Source organism: Nocardioides sp. JCM 18999, assembly GCF_055391175.1.
Genome location: NZ_AP043887.1, coordinates 2,254,235 through 2,270,693 on the forward strand (window position 1 = coordinate 2,254,235; position 16,459 = coordinate 2,270,693).

Annotated in this window: 18 protein-coding genes; 4 read left to right on the forward strand and 14 right to left on the reverse strand. The window is 69.7% G+C overall.

Translation table 11 applies throughout. The features are described from left to right. Window positions 1–15: 15 nt before the first annotated feature. Window positions 16–1,011 (forward strand): phosphotransferase family protein, encoded by a 996-nt coding sequence (locus tag ACZ5J1_RS11005; RefSeq protein WP_464558671.1) that lies wholly within the window; start codon window positions 16–18, stop codon window positions 1,009–1,011. Window positions 1,012–1,027: 16 nt separating this feature from the next. Here ACZ5J1_RS11005 and ACZ5J1_RS11010 read toward each other — a convergent pair whose 3' ends face one another. The 5 genes from ACZ5J1_RS11010 to ACZ5J1_RS11030 all read right to left on the reverse strand — a co-directional run bounded on the left by ACZ5J1_RS11010 (window position 1,028) and on the right by ACZ5J1_RS11030 (window position 4,175). Further along, a complete protein-coding gene (locus ACZ5J1_RS11010; protein WP_464558673.1) occupies window positions 1,028–2,230 on the reverse strand; it encodes an acyl-CoA dehydrogenase family protein in 1,203 nt (400 codons plus the stop codon). After that, window positions 2,227–2,568, reverse strand: coding sequence for a DUF6285 domain-containing protein (locus ACZ5J1_RS11015; RefSeq protein WP_464558675.1), 342 nt, complete (start codon window positions 2,566–2,568; stop codon window positions 2,227–2,229). Before ACZ5J1_RS11015 ends, ACZ5J1_RS11010 begins: the two co-directional genes overlap by 4 nt. Next, window positions 2,568–3,212, reverse strand: coding sequence for a carboxymuconolactone decarboxylase family protein (locus ACZ5J1_RS11020; protein WP_464558677.1), 645 nt, complete (start codon window positions 3,210–3,212; stop codon window positions 2,568–2,570). The genes ACZ5J1_RS11015 and ACZ5J1_RS11020 overlap by 1 nt, the downstream gene beginning before the upstream one ends. Before the next feature lie 47 nt (window positions 3,213–3,259). After that, window positions 3,260–3,556: a putative quinol monooxygenase gene (locus tag ACZ5J1_RS11025; protein WP_464558679.1), complete on the reverse strand. Its 297-nt coding sequence runs from the start codon at window positions 3,554–3,556 to the stop codon at window positions 3,260–3,262. A gap of 76 nt (window positions 3,557–3,632) precedes the next feature. Next, the gene (locus ACZ5J1_RS11030) at window positions 3,633–4,175 is read right to left on the reverse strand and encodes a VOC family protein (protein ID WP_464558682.1); all 543 of its coding nucleotides are present in this window, start codon (window positions 4,173–4,175) and stop codon (window positions 3,633–3,635) included. Window positions 4,176–4,265: 90 nt separating this feature from the next. On the opposite strand from ACZ5J1_RS11030, the gene ACZ5J1_RS11035 reads away from it, so the two are divergent. The 3 genes from ACZ5J1_RS11035 to ACZ5J1_RS11045 all read left to right on the forward strand — a co-directional run bounded on the left by ACZ5J1_RS11035 (window position 4,266) and on the right by ACZ5J1_RS11045 (window position 7,500). Then, the gene (locus ACZ5J1_RS11035) at window positions 4,266–4,874 is read left to right on the forward strand and encodes a TetR/AcrR family transcriptional regulator (RefSeq protein WP_464558684.1); all 609 of its coding nucleotides are present in this window, start codon (window positions 4,266–4,268) and stop codon (window positions 4,872–4,874) included. Between the two features lie 102 nt (window positions 4,875–4,976). Then, a complete protein-coding gene (locus ACZ5J1_RS11040; RefSeq protein WP_464558686.1) occupies window positions 4,977–6,515 on the forward strand; it encodes a class I adenylate-forming enzyme family protein in 1,539 nt (512 codons plus the stop codon). A 40-nt stretch (window positions 6,516–6,555) separates the two neighbouring features. Then, window positions 6,556–7,500: an SMP-30/gluconolactonase/LRE family protein gene (locus ACZ5J1_RS11045; protein ID WP_464558688.1), complete on the forward strand. Its 945-nt coding sequence runs from the start codon at window positions 6,556–6,558 to the stop codon at window positions 7,498–7,500. Window positions 7,501–7,578: 78 nt separating this feature from the next. Here the strand turns inward: ACZ5J1_RS11045 and ACZ5J1_RS11050 are convergent, their stop codons facing one another. From ACZ5J1_RS11050 to ACZ5J1_RS11090, 9 genes are all read right to left on the reverse strand, one after another. Further along, the gene (locus tag ACZ5J1_RS11050; RefSeq protein WP_464558690.1) at window positions 7,579–8,361 is read right to left on the reverse strand and encodes an ABC transporter ATP-binding protein; all 783 of its coding nucleotides are present in this window, start codon (window positions 8,359–8,361) and stop codon (window positions 7,579–7,581) included. Window position 8,362: 1 nt separating this feature from the next. Then, window positions 8,363–9,133, reverse strand: coding sequence for an ABC transporter ATP-binding protein (locus tag ACZ5J1_RS11055; RefSeq protein ID WP_464558692.1), 771 nt, complete (start codon window positions 9,131–9,133; stop codon window positions 8,363–8,365). Further along, complete coding sequence (locus ACZ5J1_RS11060) at window positions 9,130–10,251, reverse strand: branched-chain amino acid ABC transporter permease (RefSeq protein ID WP_464558694.1); 1,122 nt, start codon at window positions 10,249–10,251, stop codon at window positions 9,130–9,132. Before ACZ5J1_RS11060 ends, ACZ5J1_RS11055 begins: the two co-directional genes overlap by 4 nt. A 3-nt stretch (window positions 10,252–10,254) precedes the next feature. Beyond that, on the reverse strand, window positions 10,255–11,136 hold the full coding sequence (locus ACZ5J1_RS11065) for a branched-chain amino acid ABC transporter permease (RefSeq protein ID WP_464558696.1): 882 nt from the start codon (window positions 11,134–11,136) through the stop codon (window positions 10,255–10,257). A gap of 71 nt (window positions 11,137–11,207) precedes the next feature. Further along, on the reverse strand, window positions 11,208–12,452 hold the full coding sequence (locus ACZ5J1_RS11070) for an ABC transporter substrate-binding protein (protein ID WP_464558698.1): 1,245 nt from the start codon (window positions 12,450–12,452) through the stop codon (window positions 11,208–11,210). A gap of 228 nt (window positions 12,453–12,680) precedes the next feature. After that, a complete protein-coding gene (locus ACZ5J1_RS11075) occupies window positions 12,681–13,346 on the reverse strand; it encodes a TetR/AcrR family transcriptional regulator (RefSeq protein ID WP_464558700.1) in 666 nt (221 codons plus the stop codon). A 75-nt stretch (window positions 13,347–13,421) separates the two neighbouring features. Further along, window positions 13,422–14,351, reverse strand: coding sequence for a ketopantoate reductase family protein (locus tag ACZ5J1_RS11080; RefSeq protein ID WP_464558702.1), 930 nt, complete (start codon window positions 14,349–14,351; stop codon window positions 13,422–13,424). Next, a complete protein-coding gene (locus ACZ5J1_RS11085) occupies window positions 14,348–15,514 on the reverse strand; it encodes an enolase C-terminal domain-like protein (protein WP_464558704.1) in 1,167 nt (388 codons plus the stop codon). Before ACZ5J1_RS11085 ends, ACZ5J1_RS11080 begins: the two co-directional genes overlap by 4 nt. A 47-nt stretch (window positions 15,515–15,561) precedes the next feature. Next, complete coding sequence (locus ACZ5J1_RS11090) at window positions 15,562–16,416, reverse strand: helix-turn-helix domain-containing protein (RefSeq protein ID WP_464558706.1); 855 nt, start codon at window positions 16,414–16,416, stop codon at window positions 15,562–15,564. Window positions 16,417–16,459: the final 43 nt, after the last annotated feature.

Here is a 16,459-nt window from a genome sequence, read left to right on the forward strand (position 1 = left end):
CCCAGGAGCTCCTTCGTGGCCACCACCGCACCGCCGCCCGCCACCGCCGACGTCCTGGCGGAGAAGCTGCGTGAACCCCTGGCGGAGCGGGTCGGCGACCCGTCGCTGCGGATCGAGGCGCTGCGCCGGATCCCGGCCGGTGCCTCCCGGCACACCTGGTCCTTCGAGCTGGTCGGGGACGCGACCGAGCGTCGGCCGCTGATCCTGCGGATGGACGCCCCCGGTGGCGTGGAGGCCGAGGCGATGGGTCGCGAGACCGCGCTGATGGTGGCCGCCTCTGCAGCCGGGGTGGCTTCCCCCGAGGTGATCCTCTCCGGCGACGAGCAGGGCATCCTCGGTGTCCCGTTCGTCGTGATGAGCTTCGTCGAGGGCGAGACCATCCCGCGCAGGATCCTGCGCGACCCGGCCTACGCCGAGGCCCGCGGACTGCTGGCGGCCCAGTGCGGCGTCGCCCTGGCCCGGATCCACACGATCCCCGCCTCCGCGGTGCCCGGTCTGGCCGCGCGCGACGAGCTCGACACGCTGCGCGACCAGTTCGACGGCTACGGCCACGCGCACCCGGCGCTGGAGCTCGCCTTCCGCTGGCTCGAGGCGCACCGGCCCGCCGCCGTCGAGCCGCGGGTCGTGCACGGCGACTTCCGCAACGGCAACTTCATCGTCGGACCCGAGGGCATCCGCGCCGTCCTCGACTGGGAGCTGGCCCACCTCGGTGACCCGCTGGAGGACCTGGGCTGGCTCTGCATCCGCGCCTGGCGCTTCGGCGAGGAGCCGACCGTCGGCGGCTTCGGCACCGTCGACGACCTGGTCGCGGCCTACGAGGCCGAGAGCGGCACCACCGTCGACCGCGACGCGCTCGCGTGGTGGCAGGTGCTCGGCACGCTCAAGTGGGCGGTGCTCTGCATCCACCAGTCCGAGCGTCACCGCTCCGGCGTCAACCGCTCCGTCGAGCTGGCCAGCATCGGCCGGCGCGTCGCCGAGAACGAGTGGGAGCTCCTGCAGCTCCTCCCGTAGGAGGAGCCGCAGGGGATCAGCGGAGGCCGAACTCCCAGTTGCCGCCGCGGCGGTACTCGCCGAGGATCCGGCGGCCGACGGACTGGATGTGCACCTCGTCGGCACCGTCGTAGAGCCGGGCGAAGCGGGCGTTGCGGTACATCACGCTGAGCGGGGTGTCCTCGGTGACGCCGGCAGCGCCGTAGACCTGGATGGCACGGTCGATCACGTTGTGCAGCATCTGGGCGCCGTACACCTTGATCGCACCGATCTCGACGCGGGCCTGGTCGCCCTGGTCGATCTGCTGGGCCGCGGCCAGGGTGAGCAGACGGCTGGCCTGGATCTCGGTGTAGGAGTCGAAGACGTGCTTCTGCATCAGCTGCTTGTTGGCCAGCGGCTCCCCGAAGGCGACCCGCTCGTTGAGCCGGGTGCACATCAGGTCGAAGGCCCGCTGGGCCTGACCGAGCCACCGCATCGCGTGGAAGATCCGCCCCGGTCCGAGGCGCTCCTGGGCGATGACGAAGCCCTGGCCGCGCTCGCCGAGCAGGTTCTGCGCGGGCACCCGGACGTTGTCGTAGCGCACCTCGGCGTGCCCGCCGTGACCGCTGCCGTGCAGGCCGAGCAGCGGGGTGTCGCGGACGATCTCGTAGCCGGGGGTGTCGGTCGGCACGATGATCATGCTGAACGCCGCGTGCGGCGCGGCGTCGGGCTCGGTCCGGCACATCACCGTCGTGTACGCCGCCCCGGCGGCCCCGGTGGTGAACCACTTGTGACCGTTGATCACCCACTCGTCGCCGTCGAGCACCGCGGTGGTCTGCAGCTGCGTCGGGTCGGAGCCGGCCACGTCGGGCTCGGTCATCGCGAAGCTCGGCGAGACCTCCCCCGCCACCATCGGCGCCAGGTACGCGTCGCGCCACATCGGGCTGGCGTACTTGTTGAGCATGATCGAGTCCTGCAGCGTCCACGTCCCCAGGGCGAGCTGGCCGTACTCGCTGCGCCCCTGGATCTCGTTGACGTAGACGTAGTCGAGGAACGGGAGGCCACCACCGCCGATCTCCTTCGGGTGGCCCAGCGCCCACAAGCCCTGCGCCTTCGCCTCGGCCTGGAGCTCGGCGAGCAGCGCCTCACCCTCGGGACCGCCGGCGCGCAGCACCGGCTCGCTGGGCTCGACCCGCTCGGTGATGAAGCGGTGGACGGCGTCGCGCAGCGGTCGGACGTGGTCGGGGACCTGGAAGCTCATCTGCTCTCCTGGAGGTAGCGGGGGTTGGCGACCTGGAGCTTGGCGCTCACGCTCTGCGCGATCGCCGCCTTCACCTGGTCGTAGCGGCCGTCCTCGTCGCCGCGTCGGATCGCGGCGGACAGCTCGGCGTCGTCGGCGTAGCCGAGCTCGGCCAGTCGGGCCTGGTGGGCGGCGACGTCGGCGCCACCCGTCTCGAGCTCGCGTTGCACGATCTTCAAGGTGTTGATCGCGACCCGGGCCTGGTAGGACGTGCTGCCCTCCAGGCCGGGCAGGACCTCGCCCTCGAGGAACTCCCGGACCGCCTCGACCAGCTCGGCGGCCGTGGGGGTGCCGTGCATCAGTCGTCCAGGCTGATGGACGAGCCGAGGTCCATCCCCTTGAACCCCTCGGGAGCGGCGATCTCGACGACGGGCTCCTCGCGGTCGTCGTACTCCATCCGGAGGGCCCGCGTGATCACGGCGTGCATGCCGTACAGCGCGATGATGTAGGTGTACTCGAAGATCTGCTCGTCGGTGAAGAACTCCTTCATCTTCGCGAACGTCGGCTCGTCGACGCGACCGAAGCCCGAGATCAGGCAGTCGGTGTAGAAGAGGATCGCGCGCTCCTCGGGCGAGTAGAGGTCCGAGATGCCCCACGCGTTGATGTTCGCGATCTTCTCGTCGCTGACCCCGAGGGTGCGCAGCGACTTGCAGTGCTGGGAGAAGACGAACTGCGAGCCGCCGAGGTAGCCGGCGCGGGTCTGGCCGAGCTCGCGCAGCACCGGGTCGATCGTGCGCGCGCTGCTGCGGTAGATGCCGAAGCCGTCGACGGCGTGCTTGAAGATGTCGGGCGCGAGCGCGAACACGGTCCACCAGTCGCCCGGGGTGCCCGTGGCGGTGCCCGGCTCCGTGACGGGGTCGCGGTCGCCGAAGAGCTTGGTGTACATCGTCAGGACGACGTCGGAATCGACCTCGGAGCGAGGGACCTGGCGCAGGCGGGGCATGGTGTTTCCTTCCGGTGGGGAGCTGGGGGTACGGCGCGGAGGAGTGCTCAGCGCTGGGTGGTCGAGGTGACCTCGTGGAAGCGGACGTCCCGCTCGGCCACCCAGTCACCGGTGACGGCCTTGAAGGACACGTAGTGCTCGGTGGCGAGATGGCGACCGAAGGCGTCCAGGTCGGCCCAGTGCTCGACGAAGACGAACTGGGTGTCGTCGAGCAGGTCGCGGGCGCAGGTGTAGGAGACGTGGTCGGGCTCGGTCCGCGTCGCGGCGATCAGCTCGCGTACGGCGGCGGCGTAGTCACCCTCGACACCGGGCCGGACCCGCATCCGGGCTTCCACGACGATCATCGGACCGATCCTCCACTTTGTATGCAATCCTGCCGGGTGCGACAGTAGCACGCACCCGGCCCGCGGGGGCCGACTCTCAGACCGTCGCCGAGAGCGCGCTCGCCGGTGCGTGCCGGACGTCGGCCGCGGTGAGCTCCTTGGTGTAGCAAGCGAACTCGAGCAGGATGCCGTCGGGGTCCTGGAAGTAGAGCGAGCGGACGAAGACGCCGGGGTGCATCTCGGTCGCGACCGTCGACTCACTGTCGTCGTGGTTGAGGATCTTGCCGACCGTGACACCGCGCTCGATCAACCGGTCGCGATACTCCTCGAACTTGTCCAGCGGGATCGTGAACGCCACGTGGTTCATCGAGCCGACAGCACTGGTCAGGTCTCCCCCACCGGGCATGCCGGCGGCCATCGCGATACCGGGCGCGGCCGGCGGGGCGTCGGGGAACCAGAAGAAGGCGAGGTGGTTGTCGCCACCCAGGTCGAAGAAGAAGTGCTGACCCATCCCGCCGGGCAGCTCCACGGTCTTCACCAGCGGGAAGCCCAGGACGTTGGAGTAGAAGTCCACGGTCCGCTCCATGTCGGAACACACGAGGGCGAGGTGGTTGATGCCCTTGACTGCGAAGTCGCTCATGGTCGACGTCCTTTCGATCTTCGATTCGGTACTTGACATGATAGTCATGTCAATCAATTCCGAGCAAGCCTGACTGCTACGCTCGCCGCCGTGTCCGAGCCGACTCCGCTTCCCGCCAGCAGCCGTGGTCGCGCCACCCGCGAACGGCTGATCGTCGGAGCACGCACGGTCTTCGAGGAGCGCGGCTTCGTCGACGCCCGGGTCGCGGAGATCACCCGGGCCGCGAAGGTCGCCTACGGGAGCTTCTACACGCACTTCTCCTCCAAGGAGGAGATCTTCTCGGCCGTCGCCTCGCGACTCTTCGAGGAGATGTTCGCCCCGGAGCCGGACGCCCCCGCGGCGAGCACGCCCCGCGAACGACTCGAACGGGCCAACCGCACCTACTGGGAGCGCTACCGCCGCAACGCTGGCCTGATGGCGATCGTCGAGCAGGTCGCCGCCATCGACCCCGAGTTCGCCGAGCTCCGCGTGGGCCACCGCCGGACGACGTACGACCGGATGGCCTCCTCGATCCGACGCTGGCAGGACGGCGGCGAGGTCCCCCGCGACGTCGACCCTGAGATCGCGGCCCAGGCCCTGGGGGCGATGCTCGATCGCACCCTCTACCTGCGCTGCGTCGCCGGCGAGGGCCCCGCCGACGAGGCGGCGCTCGCGGCGGTCAATCTGCTGACCATCCGCTCGCTCGGCCTCGACGACTGATTACATACAATCTGCCGACCTCTCGAACGAAGGCTCCGGGCCGTTCTCTTGTGACACCTCCCTCGCCGGTTTAAGATTGCACACAATCAAGGGGAGGTTGGGATGCTGTACGGCGATCTGCTGCGGCGCCACGCCCGCCGGCGACCGGATCGGACGGCACTCCTCCTTCCCGACCGGGCGGGTCGTCGCACCTACGGCGAGCTGCACGACCGCGCGACCCGCCTGGCCAACGCGCTCGGCGGCCTCGCCTCCCCCGGCGACCGGGTCGCCATCCTGTCGGAGAACAACCTCGAGTACGTCGAGTGCTACTTCGGTGTCCCCGCCGCCGGGATGGCACTGACCCTGCTCAACTACCGGCTCCACCCTGCCGAGTGGACCTGGATCCTCAACGACGCCGAGGCCCGCGTCCTCATCGTCGAGCCGGCGTACCTCGAGGCGGTCCAGGACCTGCGGAGCGAGCTGTCCAGCGTCGAGCACGTCGTCGTCCTCGGCGAGGACGTGCCCGCCGGCGCACTCGGCTACGAGGCCCTCCTCGCTGCGGCCAGCTCGCTGGAGCGCCCCGCCCCCGTGACCGAGGACGCCACCGCCTGGCTGCTCTACACCAGCGGGACGACCGGCCGTCCGAAGGGTGCGATGCTCAGTCACCGCAACCTCACCACCGCGCTGGTGCAGTCGGTCATGGCCTACGAACCGACACCGGAGACCTGCTTCCTCAACGCGATGCCGCTGTGCCACGTCGCCGGCTACCTGACGCCGATGCACCTGTTCCACGGCGGCTCGGTGGTGCTGATGTCGGGATGGGACCCCGAGCGCTGGATGCGTCTGGTCGACGAGCACCGCGTCACCAGCGGCGGTTTCGCGCCGACCATGATGCAGATGCTGCTGGCCCATCCTCGGATCGACGACTACGACCTCTCCAGCCTGGAGTGGATGGGGTACGGCGCCTCGAAGATCCCGCCCGACGTGCTGCGCCGGACGATCGAGCGGTTCGGGGACGTCGTGTACGCCGGCATGGGGATGACCGAGCTCGGCGGCAACATGATCACGCTCGACAAGGCTGCGCACCAGCGGGCGGCCCGCGGCGAGGAGCACCTGCTCGACGCGGTCGGCAAGCCGATGGCGCTCGTCGACGTCCGCGTCGTCGACCCCGACGGCCACGACTGCCCGCTCGGCGAGGTCGGCGAGCTGGTCGTCCAGGGCGACCAGGTGTTCACGGGGTACCTGAACAACCCCGCCGCCACCGAGCAGGCGTTCGCCGGCGGCTGGTTCCACACCGGCGACCTGGCACGGCAGGACGAGGAGGGCTTCCTCTACCTGGTCGACCGGGCCAAGGACATGATCATCACCGGCGGCGAGAACGTGTACTCCAGCGAGGTCGAGGGCGCGATCTACACCCACCCGGGCGTGCTCCAGGCCGCCGTCATCGGCGTGCCCGACGAGAAGTGGGGCGAGGTCGTCACGGCCTTCGTCGTGCGCCGGCCCGGGGCCTCGCTCACCGCCGAGGACGTGATCGCGCGCTGCACCGACCGGATCGCGTCCTTCAAGCAGCCACGCCAGGTCGTCTTCCTCGACGCCCTGCCCCAGACCGTCAGCGGGAAGATCCAGAAGAACGTCCTCCGGGACCGCTTCGGTCCCGCCTGACCCCCGATTTCGTTCCACCCACCACTCAGGAGAAACACTCATGACGTTCGACGTCGTCACGACCGGACTGCAGTTCCCCGAGGGCCCGGTCGCCCTCCCCAACGGCGACGTGCTCGTCGTCGAGATCCACCGCGGCACCCTGACCCGGGTCTCCCCCGACGGCACCCGCACCGTGGTGGCCGAGGTCGGCGGCGGCCCGAACGGCGCCGCGATCGGCCCCGACGGTCGTGCCTACATCGCCAACTGCGGCGGCATGTACGCCTTCGAGTTCGGCCCGTACGTGTTCGCCGGCGGCATCCCCGAGGACTACGTCAGCGGCTCGATCCAGGCCGTCGACCTGGAGACCGGCGAGGTCGAGGTGCTCTACACCCAGTGCGACGGTGCCGACCTGCGCGGCCCGAACGACATCGTCTTCGACGCCCACGGCGGCTTCTACTTCACCGACCACGGCAAGAGCGACGGCGTCACCCAGGACAAGGGCCGGATCTTCTACGCCCAGGCCGACGGCTCCGGCATCACGCTGGTCGCCCACGACATGAACTGCCCCAACGGGATCGGCCTCTCCCCCGACGGCACCAAGCTCTACGTCAGCGAGACCTGGTCGGCCCGGGTGTGGTGGTGGGACGTGACCGGCCCCGGCCAGATCGTCGGCGGGCGCACCATCGCCGGCTCCGGTGGCGCGAACTACCTGTGGGGTTCGGGCGACTTCCGCAACTTCGACTCCCTCGCCGTCGAGGCCAACGGCAACATCTGCGTCGCCTCGCTGGCGAACCCCGGGATCGTGGTGATCTCCCCTGAGGGCGAGACCGTGGAGTTCCTCCAGATCGACACCGACGGCGACCCCGGCATCACCAACATCTGCTTCGGTGGCGAGGACCTGCGGACGGCGTACGTCACCGCCTCGAGCACCGGCAAGCTGCTCCGCTTCGACTGGGCACGGCCCGGCCTCCAGCTCAACCACCAGGTCGTGCCGGCCGGCGTCTGATCCGGCGCCCCGACGACGGAAGGCCGCACCGATCCTCGTTGATCGGTGCGGCCTTCCGCTGTGTCCGGGCGGTGGGGATCAGGTCAGCGCACCACCGAGGTAAGCGTTGACCACCGCCGGGTCCTGGGCGACGTCGGCGGGGATGCCGAGCGCGATCCGTTGTCCGAAGTCGAGCACGCAGACCCGCTCCGAGATGCTCATCACCATCGCCATGTCGTGCTCGACCAGCAGGATGGCGATGCCGAGCTCCTGGTTCACCGACGTGATCGCCTCGGTCATCTCGGCGGTCTCGTCGTGGTTCATGCCGGCGACCGGCTCGTCGAGCATGATCAGGCGCGGCTCCATGGCCAGGGCCCGCGCCAGCTCGATCCGCTTCTGGGTGCCGTGCGGCAGCGCACCGACGGGGATGTCGAGCAGGTGGCCGATCCGCAGCATCTCGGCGAAGGGCAGCACCGCGGCCTCGGCCCGGCGCTCCTCACGAACGGACGGCCCGAGCCGGACCATGTTCGCCAGGAAGCCCGACTTCATGAAGTTGTGCCGCGAGAGCAGCAGGTTCTCCCGCACCGTCATCGCCGGGAACACCTCGACGTTCTGGAACGTGCGGGCGATGCCCTTGCGAGCGATCCGGTGCGGCTTGAGTCCGGTGATGGTCTCACCGGCGAAGGTCACCGTGCCGGCCTGGTTCCGGTAGACGCCGGAGATGCAGTTGAACAGCGACGACTTGCCGGCGCCGTTCGGTCCGATCACCGAGAACAGCTCGCCCTCGTTGACGGAGAAGGTCACGTCCGAGAGCGCCTTGACGCCGGCGAAGCTGAGCGAGAGGTCGGTCACCTCGAGCAGGGGGGTCTTCTCAGAACTCATGTCACGCTCCGTTCGCGGTGGCAGCGCCACCCAGGTAGAGGGCAGCGATCTCGTCGTCGGCACGGAGGACCTCAGCCGGCCCCTCCTTGATCACGCGACCACCCTCGACGACATAGCCGTACGACGCGATCGACAGCGCCATCGCCGCGTTCTGCTCGACCAGGAGGACCGACGTGCCGCTCTGGTTGATGGCGACGATCACGTCCCGGACCGATTCGACGATCTTCGGCGCCAGGCCGAGGCTGGGCTCGTCCAGGAGCAGCACCGAGGGCTGGGACATCATCGCCCGGCCGATGGCGAGCATCTGCTGCTCCCCACCGGACAGGTAACCCGCGGTGCGTCCCATCAGATCACCGAGACGGGGGAAGAAGGTGAGCACCCGCTCCCGGGCCGCGGCAGCCTCGGCCTTGCGGTAGCGCCGGGTGTAGCCGCCCGCCGCGAGGTTCTCCGCCACGGTGAGCTCGGGGAAGACGTGGCGACCCTCGAGTGCCTGAGCCAGGCCCCGCTTGACCCGGCTGGCCGGGTCCGCGGTCGTGACGTCCGCACCGAGGAGCGCGACCGTGCCGCGGGTGACGGCGCCGCCGTGCAGGGGCAGCAGGCCCGAGATGGCGCGCATCATGGTGGACTTCCCGGCCCCGTTCGGGCCGAGCAGGCTGACGATCTGGCCCGCCGGGACGGTGATCGAGATCCCGTCGATCGCCGCGTGCGCGGCGCCGTACTGCACGCTCAGGTCCGTGACCTGGAGCGCGTCGGCAGTGCTGGTGGCGTTCATTCCGCACCCCTTTCCTTCCGTGCCCGCAGGGCGTTGAACGGCCGCAGCAGCATCGCGCGGATGCCGAGCGGTTCGAAGATCAGCACGAGCACGATCGCCAGGCCGTAGACGAACTGGCTGAGCAGCGGCGCGGTCACCCCGCCCCCGACCTTGGCGTCCTGGGAGATGAACGGGATGAAGGTGGCGAGCCAGTTCACGAACTCGGGCATCGCCTTGACGAACAGCGCCCCGAGGAGCGCACCGGAGATCGTGCCGAGGCCGCCGATCACGGCCATCGCGAGGAAGTCGACCGAGAGCATCAGACCCCACTGGGTCGCCGAGGCGAACCCGATGAACGAGGTCAGGAGCGCACCGCACAGACCGGCGAAGGCCGACGAGATCGCGAAGGCGGTGACCTTGGTGGCCGTTACCGGGATACCGGCGACGCCGGCAGCGACATCGCGGTCACGGACCGCCATGAAGGCGCGACCCAGGCGCGAGCGACGGATGTTCCAGGTCAGCACCATCACGATCAGCAGGATGACCAGGACGAAGTACCACCACGCCTGGAACATGGTGAGGATCTCGGTGTTGCCCGACCAGATCCCGTCGAGCAGGTTCTGGCCGCCGATCTCGACGGCTGCGGCGGCGCGCCCGTTGGTGCCACCGGTGAAGCTCTCCCAGTAGTCCCAGATGTAGTTGGTGATGAAGACCAGAGCGATCGTGGCCACGGCCAGGTAGAGACCCCGGATCCGGACGGCGGTCGGGGCGATGATCGCACCGGCGAGGCCGGCGATCAGTGCCGATCCCGGCAGCCAGAGCCAGAACGGCAGCCCGAGGTCGTCGTTGAGCCAGATGGCTCCGTAGGCACCGATCGCCATGAAGGCGGCGTTGCCGAGGGAGACCTGACCCGCGTAGCCCATCAGCACCTGGATGCCGAGGGTGCCGATCGCGAAGATCAACGTGAAGACGGCGATGCTCATCCACTTGTCCTCGGTGACCACCCACGGGACGGCGATCATGCCGAGCAGGAAGACGGCGATGCCGAGCGCCTTGGTCCGTCGGGACCGCACCACGGTCGACGTGGCGATCGCGGCCGGCTGGGTGTCCTCGGAGAGCGCGGACGTAGTGACGGTCATGAGTCAGACCCTTTCGATGCTGCGGTGGCCGAAGAGCCCGTAGGGGCGCACGATCAGCACGACGAACATGAGGACGTACGGCAGCACCTCGTGCAGGTTTCCTCCGCCGAAGTCGGTGAGGTAGCCGGCGCCCAGCACCTGGATCAGGCCGACGGTGAGACCGCCGACGACCGCGCCCAGGAGCGAGTCCATGCCGCCGATGACGACGGCGGGGATCGCCGCCAGCGCGATCGTGCTGATCGTCGGCTCGACCACCCGCGGGAAGGACGCCAGGAAGACGGCTGCCACCACGGCGAGCACGGCAGCCAGCGCCCAGGAGAGCGCGAACATCCGGCGCACGTTGATGCCCTGGGCCGTGGCCGCCTCGAGGTGGCTGGCGGTCGCGCGCAGGCCGAGGCCGTAGGACGTCTTGTTGAAGAAGAGGACCAGGGCACCCATCACGACCAGCGACGTGGCGATCGTGGCGATGGCGCTGACCGGGAGGACGACGTCACCGATGCTGACGGTCTGCGAACCGACCGGACCGGCGGTTCCCCGAGCCCCGACCCCCCAGACCATCAGGATGACCGGGTGCAGCATGATCGAGACGCCCAGCGTGGCCAGCACGATCACCGCCGGGGAGCGTCCGACCAGGCGCCGCAGCAGCACCGCTTGGACGAAGACCGCGACCGCGACGGTGACGATGATGCTGCCGAGGAACGCGAAGCCGTAAGGCATGTGGGGCATCAGCGCGATCACGACGTACGCGCCCAGGGCGACGAACTCACCGTGGGCGAAGTTGAAGGTGCCGGACCCCTTGGTCATGATCACGAACCCCAGGGCGATCAGGGCGTAGACCATGCCCAGGGCGATGCCCTGGAAGCCGAGTTGCAGGAACAGCGTCATTGGTGTCTCTCACTAACTGCCGAGGGTGGGGCAGGCGCCGGGGCGCCCGCCCCACCCGTGGGAGGCGTGGGTCAGTTGTTCTGGTCCCAGGACTTCGCGGCCTCGGTGGCCACGAAGTCGTTCACCGGCTGGAGCGAGCCGTCGGCGCCGACGGTGTTCATCCGCGAGCTGTAGCTCGCGATGGTGTCGCCGTCCTTGAGGTCAGCGTCGCCGGCCAGGCCGTCGTAGCTGATCTTCAGGTCCTTGAGGGCGGCGGTGATGCCCTCGCGGGTCAGGTCCTTGCTGTCGCAGGCGGCCTCGAGCGCGTCGACGGTGGCGATACCGAAGAGCCACCCGGCGATCATGAAGTTGGTCGGCTTGGAGTCCGGCGAGTACTTCGCGATCGCGGCGTTGAGGTCCTCGACGCCCTTGACCTTGTCGACCTCGGTGCCGTAGCCGGCCGAGACGTAGAACTTGTCGAGCAGACCCTTGAGCGGCGTGGCGAGGGCGACGTACCAGGCACCGGAGCTGGCGACCCAGGTCGGCTCGTAGCCGAGCTGCGCCGACGTGCCGACGAGGCCGGCGGTCTGCTGCGGGGCCGTACCGAGCAGGACGTACTCGGCGCCCTTGTCCTTCAGCTCGGAGACCTGGGCGGTGAAGTCCTTGTCGGTGTAGGCGAAGGTCGGCTTGGCGACGATCTCGACACCCGGAAGCGCCTCGGCGGCGTGCTCGACGGCGTCGAGGTAGTCCTTGCCGTAGTCGTCGGCACCGGTCACGACGCCGACCTTGATCGGGTTGGAGTCGCTGGCCTTGGCCTGCTCGGCCGCCCACGCGAGACCGTTCATCAGCTCGACCTCGAAGACCGGGAGCGGGACGTAGACGCCCTTCTTCTCCAGGGTCGCGGTGTTCATCGAGATGGCGAGGGCCGGGATCGCGTCCCGCTCGATCTGCGTCTTGATCGCCTCGACGCTGCCGGTACCGAGCAGCTCGCTGATCATGACGACCTTCTTGGAGATCGCCCGGTACGCCTGGACGGTCTGGAGCGGGTCGTACTTGGTGTCCTCCTTGACGGCCACGATCTTGCGACCGCAGACGCCGCCCGCGGCGTTGACCTCGTCGAACTTGAGCTCGGCACCGAGCGAGCCGGAGGTCGCGCCCTCGGCGAGGGGGCCGGAGTAGTCGGTCAGGAGGCCGACGTTGATCTGCGTGTCGGTCACGCCGGCACCGGTCTTGACGCCGTTGGCGTCGGTCGCGGAGCTGCCGCCGTCCGAGGACCCACAGGCGCTCAGCGTGAGGGCGGCGCCGGCGACGATGGCCGGAACGATTCTGCGATACATGGTGCATCCCTTCGATATGTGACGTGGCTCACCTGCGGTGTGACCGAGACCCTATTGAACATTCGCTAAGTGCCGAAGTCAAGCATCTACTTAGCGATCGTTCAAAACCGATTTGGTACACGATCGAGTGCCTATGTATCTCGGAATGCGCTCGCGCCCTCCGCCAAGAACGGCGGAGGGCGCGAGAATGTATACGAAATGGGCGACCGGCGAAGGTCTAGGGACCGATCAACCGGCGTGCGCGACAGCCTCGGCCCGAGCCGGCTCGACGCCCACCATCGCCAGGCAGAGCGCCACGTAGCTGTCCGCGATCGCCTCGGGAGTGAGGCTCCCGGCCGGGTCGAACCACCGGCTGATCGCCTGCAGCATGCCGAGGATGCCCCGGACGGCCTCGGCGGGCTGCTCGACCACGAAGGCGCCCGATTCCTGGCCGCGGACGACCACGCCCCGCATCAGGAGCTCGTTCTGCTTGCGCACCTCCGCGTAGGGCTCACGCGCCGCCGGGCTGAGGTAGCGGTACTCGCTGTCGAGGGAGGCCAGCTTCGCCCGGACCGCGACGTGCAGCGCGATGCACCGGACCAGGTTGGCCAGCTCCTGGACGTGGTCGCCGTCGGCGTCGGCGATCGCGGCCTCGCTGCGCGGAAGCAGGTCGTGGATCGCGGCCTCGAGGGCGGCGACGAGGATCGCTTCCTTGTTCTCGTGGTGGTAGTAGAGGGCGGGCACCGTGACGCCGACCCGGCTGGCGATGTCACGGACCGAGGTGCCGTGGAAGCCGTGCTCGTAGAACGCCTCGCTGGCCGCCTCGAGGATGTTGCTCAGCTCGACGGGCGCGCACACCCGCCAGTCCACCGTGGTGTCGTCGGCAGCCGGGGAGTCGTTGAGCGTCTCAGTCACGATGGTCTTCCAGTTCTGGTTCGGGCCACATCCACTCGGCGGGATCGGCGCCTCTGAGCGAGCGTAAACTAAGGCTCAACGGGGATCCGCTTCCCGCGCCTGCACCAGGGTGGTCAGCGTGTCGTTGATCGGCGCCGTCCGGCCGACCTTGGCCGCCTCCCGCCCGATCGCACCGTTGATCACCCCGACCTCGCTGACCCGACCGGCCTCCAGGTCGAGCAGGGCGGAGGGCTTCGCCGACGGCATCTGCGCGGCGAACGCGCGAACGTGCTCGACCGGGTCCTCGACCGTGATCGCCACGCCGAGCGCCCTCGCGGTCTCCCACGCCTCGACAGCGGCCCGCTGGCTGAGCGGGCCGAGGCGCACGTCGTCCCGGACCTCACCGACGGTCAGGCCGGTGAGCGCGCACAGGGCGCTGTAGGCGACGTTGCAGATCAGCTTCTCCCACTGCATCGCCAGGATGTCGCCCACGGCCTCGGCGTCGAATCCGCCCTGGCGCCATGCGGCCGCGACCTCCTCGGCGGTCTCCCCGGCCATCCCCTCGACGTGGCCGCCGTACGGACCGAGGCGAACGGCGCGCATGGCCTGGTGTCGGACCTGGCCGGGCGCGACGAGCTCGGCACCGAAGCCGCTGGCGATGCCCACGGCGAGCCGGTCGGTGCCGACGAGGCCGGCCACCTCCTCGGCGGCACCGAGGCCGTTCTGGATGGTGAGGACGACGGTCCTCTCCCCCAGCATCGGCGCCACCGCGGCCGCGGCGGGTCCGGCGTCGGCGGCCTTGACGGCGAGCACGACGAGGTCGACCGGTTCGGCCGGAGGCGAGGTGAAGGCGCGCAGCGGGACGGTCGCCTCCCCGTCGGGGCCGAGGAGCACGAGGCCGTGGGCGTTGATCGCCTCGACGTGCGCGACCGAGCGGCTGATCGCGAGCACGTCGTGGCCGCCGCGGGCCAAGCGGGCGGCGTAGACCGATCCCATCGAGCCGGCCCCCATCACGGCGATCCTCATCGGAGCAGGCCGGCGATCTGCTCGGCCAGCCCCGGCTTGGCCTCCAGACCGAACCCGGGCGCCTCGGACGCGCGCACCGTGCCCGACTCGACGACCGCGTCGGGTCCGTAGCCCCCGAAGGGCTGGAACACCCCGGGGTACGCCTCGCAGCCGCCCAGTCCCAGGCCCAGCACGATGTGCAGGTTGATCAGGTGCCCGCCGTGCGGGAACGCCGCCGTGCGCGAGACGCCGTGCTTCTCCAGGAGCTCGATCATGGCGGCGTACTCGGTCAGTCCGTAGCTCAGGCCGGCGTCCATCTGGAAGATGTCGCGATCGGCCCGGAACCCGCCGTAGCGCAGCAGGTTCTCGACGTCGCGGGTGGAGAAGAGGTTCTCGCCCGTGGCGATCGGGCCGTCGTAGACCTCGGACAGGCGCCGGTTGAGGTCGTAGTCGAGCGGGTCACCGGCCTCCTCGTACCAGCGCAGGCCGAGGTCAGCCATCTCGCGCCCGTAGGTCAGCGCCGTCTCGAGGTCGAAGCGGCCGTTGGCGTCCACGGCGACGGCCGAGCCTGACCCCATCACGTCGATGGCGGCTTCGAGGCGGCGCAGGTCGTCGGCCAGCGAAGCGCCACCGATCTTGATCTTGACCGCGTCGTAGCCGTTGGCGCGGTAGCCGAGGAGCTCTTCCCGCAGCGCCTCGGTGCCCTTGCCGGGTGCGTAGTAGCCACCGGCCGCGTAGACCGGCATCCCCCGGGTCGCCACCGCTCGGCCGTGGGCCCGGGCGATGGTGTGGTGCGCGGGCTCGTCGGCCTCCTTGGCCAGCAGGTCCCAGCAGGCGAGCTCGATCGCGCTCGCCGCCGCGGCCCGGTCGCCGTGACCACCGGGCTTCTCGTCCTTGAGCGCGGCCGCGAGCACCGCGGCCGGATCGATCAGCCCGGTCTCGGACCCGAGCAACGACTCGGGGTCCGCCTCCAGCACGCGCGGGATCATCCGGTCGCGCAGGATGCCGCCCTGGGCGTACCGGCCGATCGAGTTGAAGGCCACCCCCACGAGCGGTCGCCCGTCGCGGACGACGTCACTGACCACCGCCACGAGGGAGACCGTGTGGCGGGAGAAGTCCACGACCGCGTTGGCGACGTTGCCCTGGAGCGGGACCGCCACCTCTCGGATCTCGACAATGCGCATGGCTGCACATCCTTTGTTCAGGATTGACCGACTTAGCGTTCGCTAACTTAGTCGGAGACTCCTGACGGGACAAGCGTTCGGGGCTCGGCCGTGGCCATCGCGAGCGCCAACGTCACGAACTCGTCGGCGAGCTTCGACGGATCCGGGCTGCCGGCCGCGCCGTACCAGTCGGCGACACCGACGCACATCGTCGCGATCGCCCGGGCGATCGACTCCTCGGGGACGACGGTCGACTCCACGCCGACGTAGGAGGCCAGCGCGTCCTGGATCAGTCGGCGCACCCGGCGCCGCCCCTCGAACAGGCGGTCACGGTGCTCGTCGTCGAGCGATCGGCCCTCGCTCGCCGCCAGGAACGCCCACGGACGCCGGTGCACGTGGAAGAGGACCAGGCACTCGACCAGCTGGGACAGGCGTCGCCGCGGGTCCACGACCTCGGCATCCGCCGCGGCACAGCGCGCGAACAGCTCGGTCATCGAGCGCTCGATCAACCAGGCGAGGACCTCGTCCTTGCTCCGGATGTGGTGGTAGACGCCGGCGACCGACATCCCGGAACGATCGGCGATCATCCGCATCGTCGCGCCGTAGTAGCCGAACTCGACGAAGACCTCGAGCGCCGCGTTCCGCACCGGGTCGAGCGGCACCGGGTCGAACTCGCGCCACGAGACGAACGAGATGTCGTCACGCTCGGGAGCCGCCTCGACGAGCTCCACCTCGAGCGCCGCCGCGAGCGCCTCCAGCCGCACCCGGCTCGGCGTGCTCTTGCCGTTCTCGAACTCGCTGAGGGACGACGGGCTCATCCCGACCGTCACGGCGAGGTCGCGCAGGCCCAGGCCGCGCGCCTTCCGCGCAGCGCGCACCGTCGCACCCAGGCCCGACTCGGTCTTCCGCGATCCCTTCACCACGGCCGAAACGCTATCGGCCCCGACGCACCGCGTCGGGCAGGCA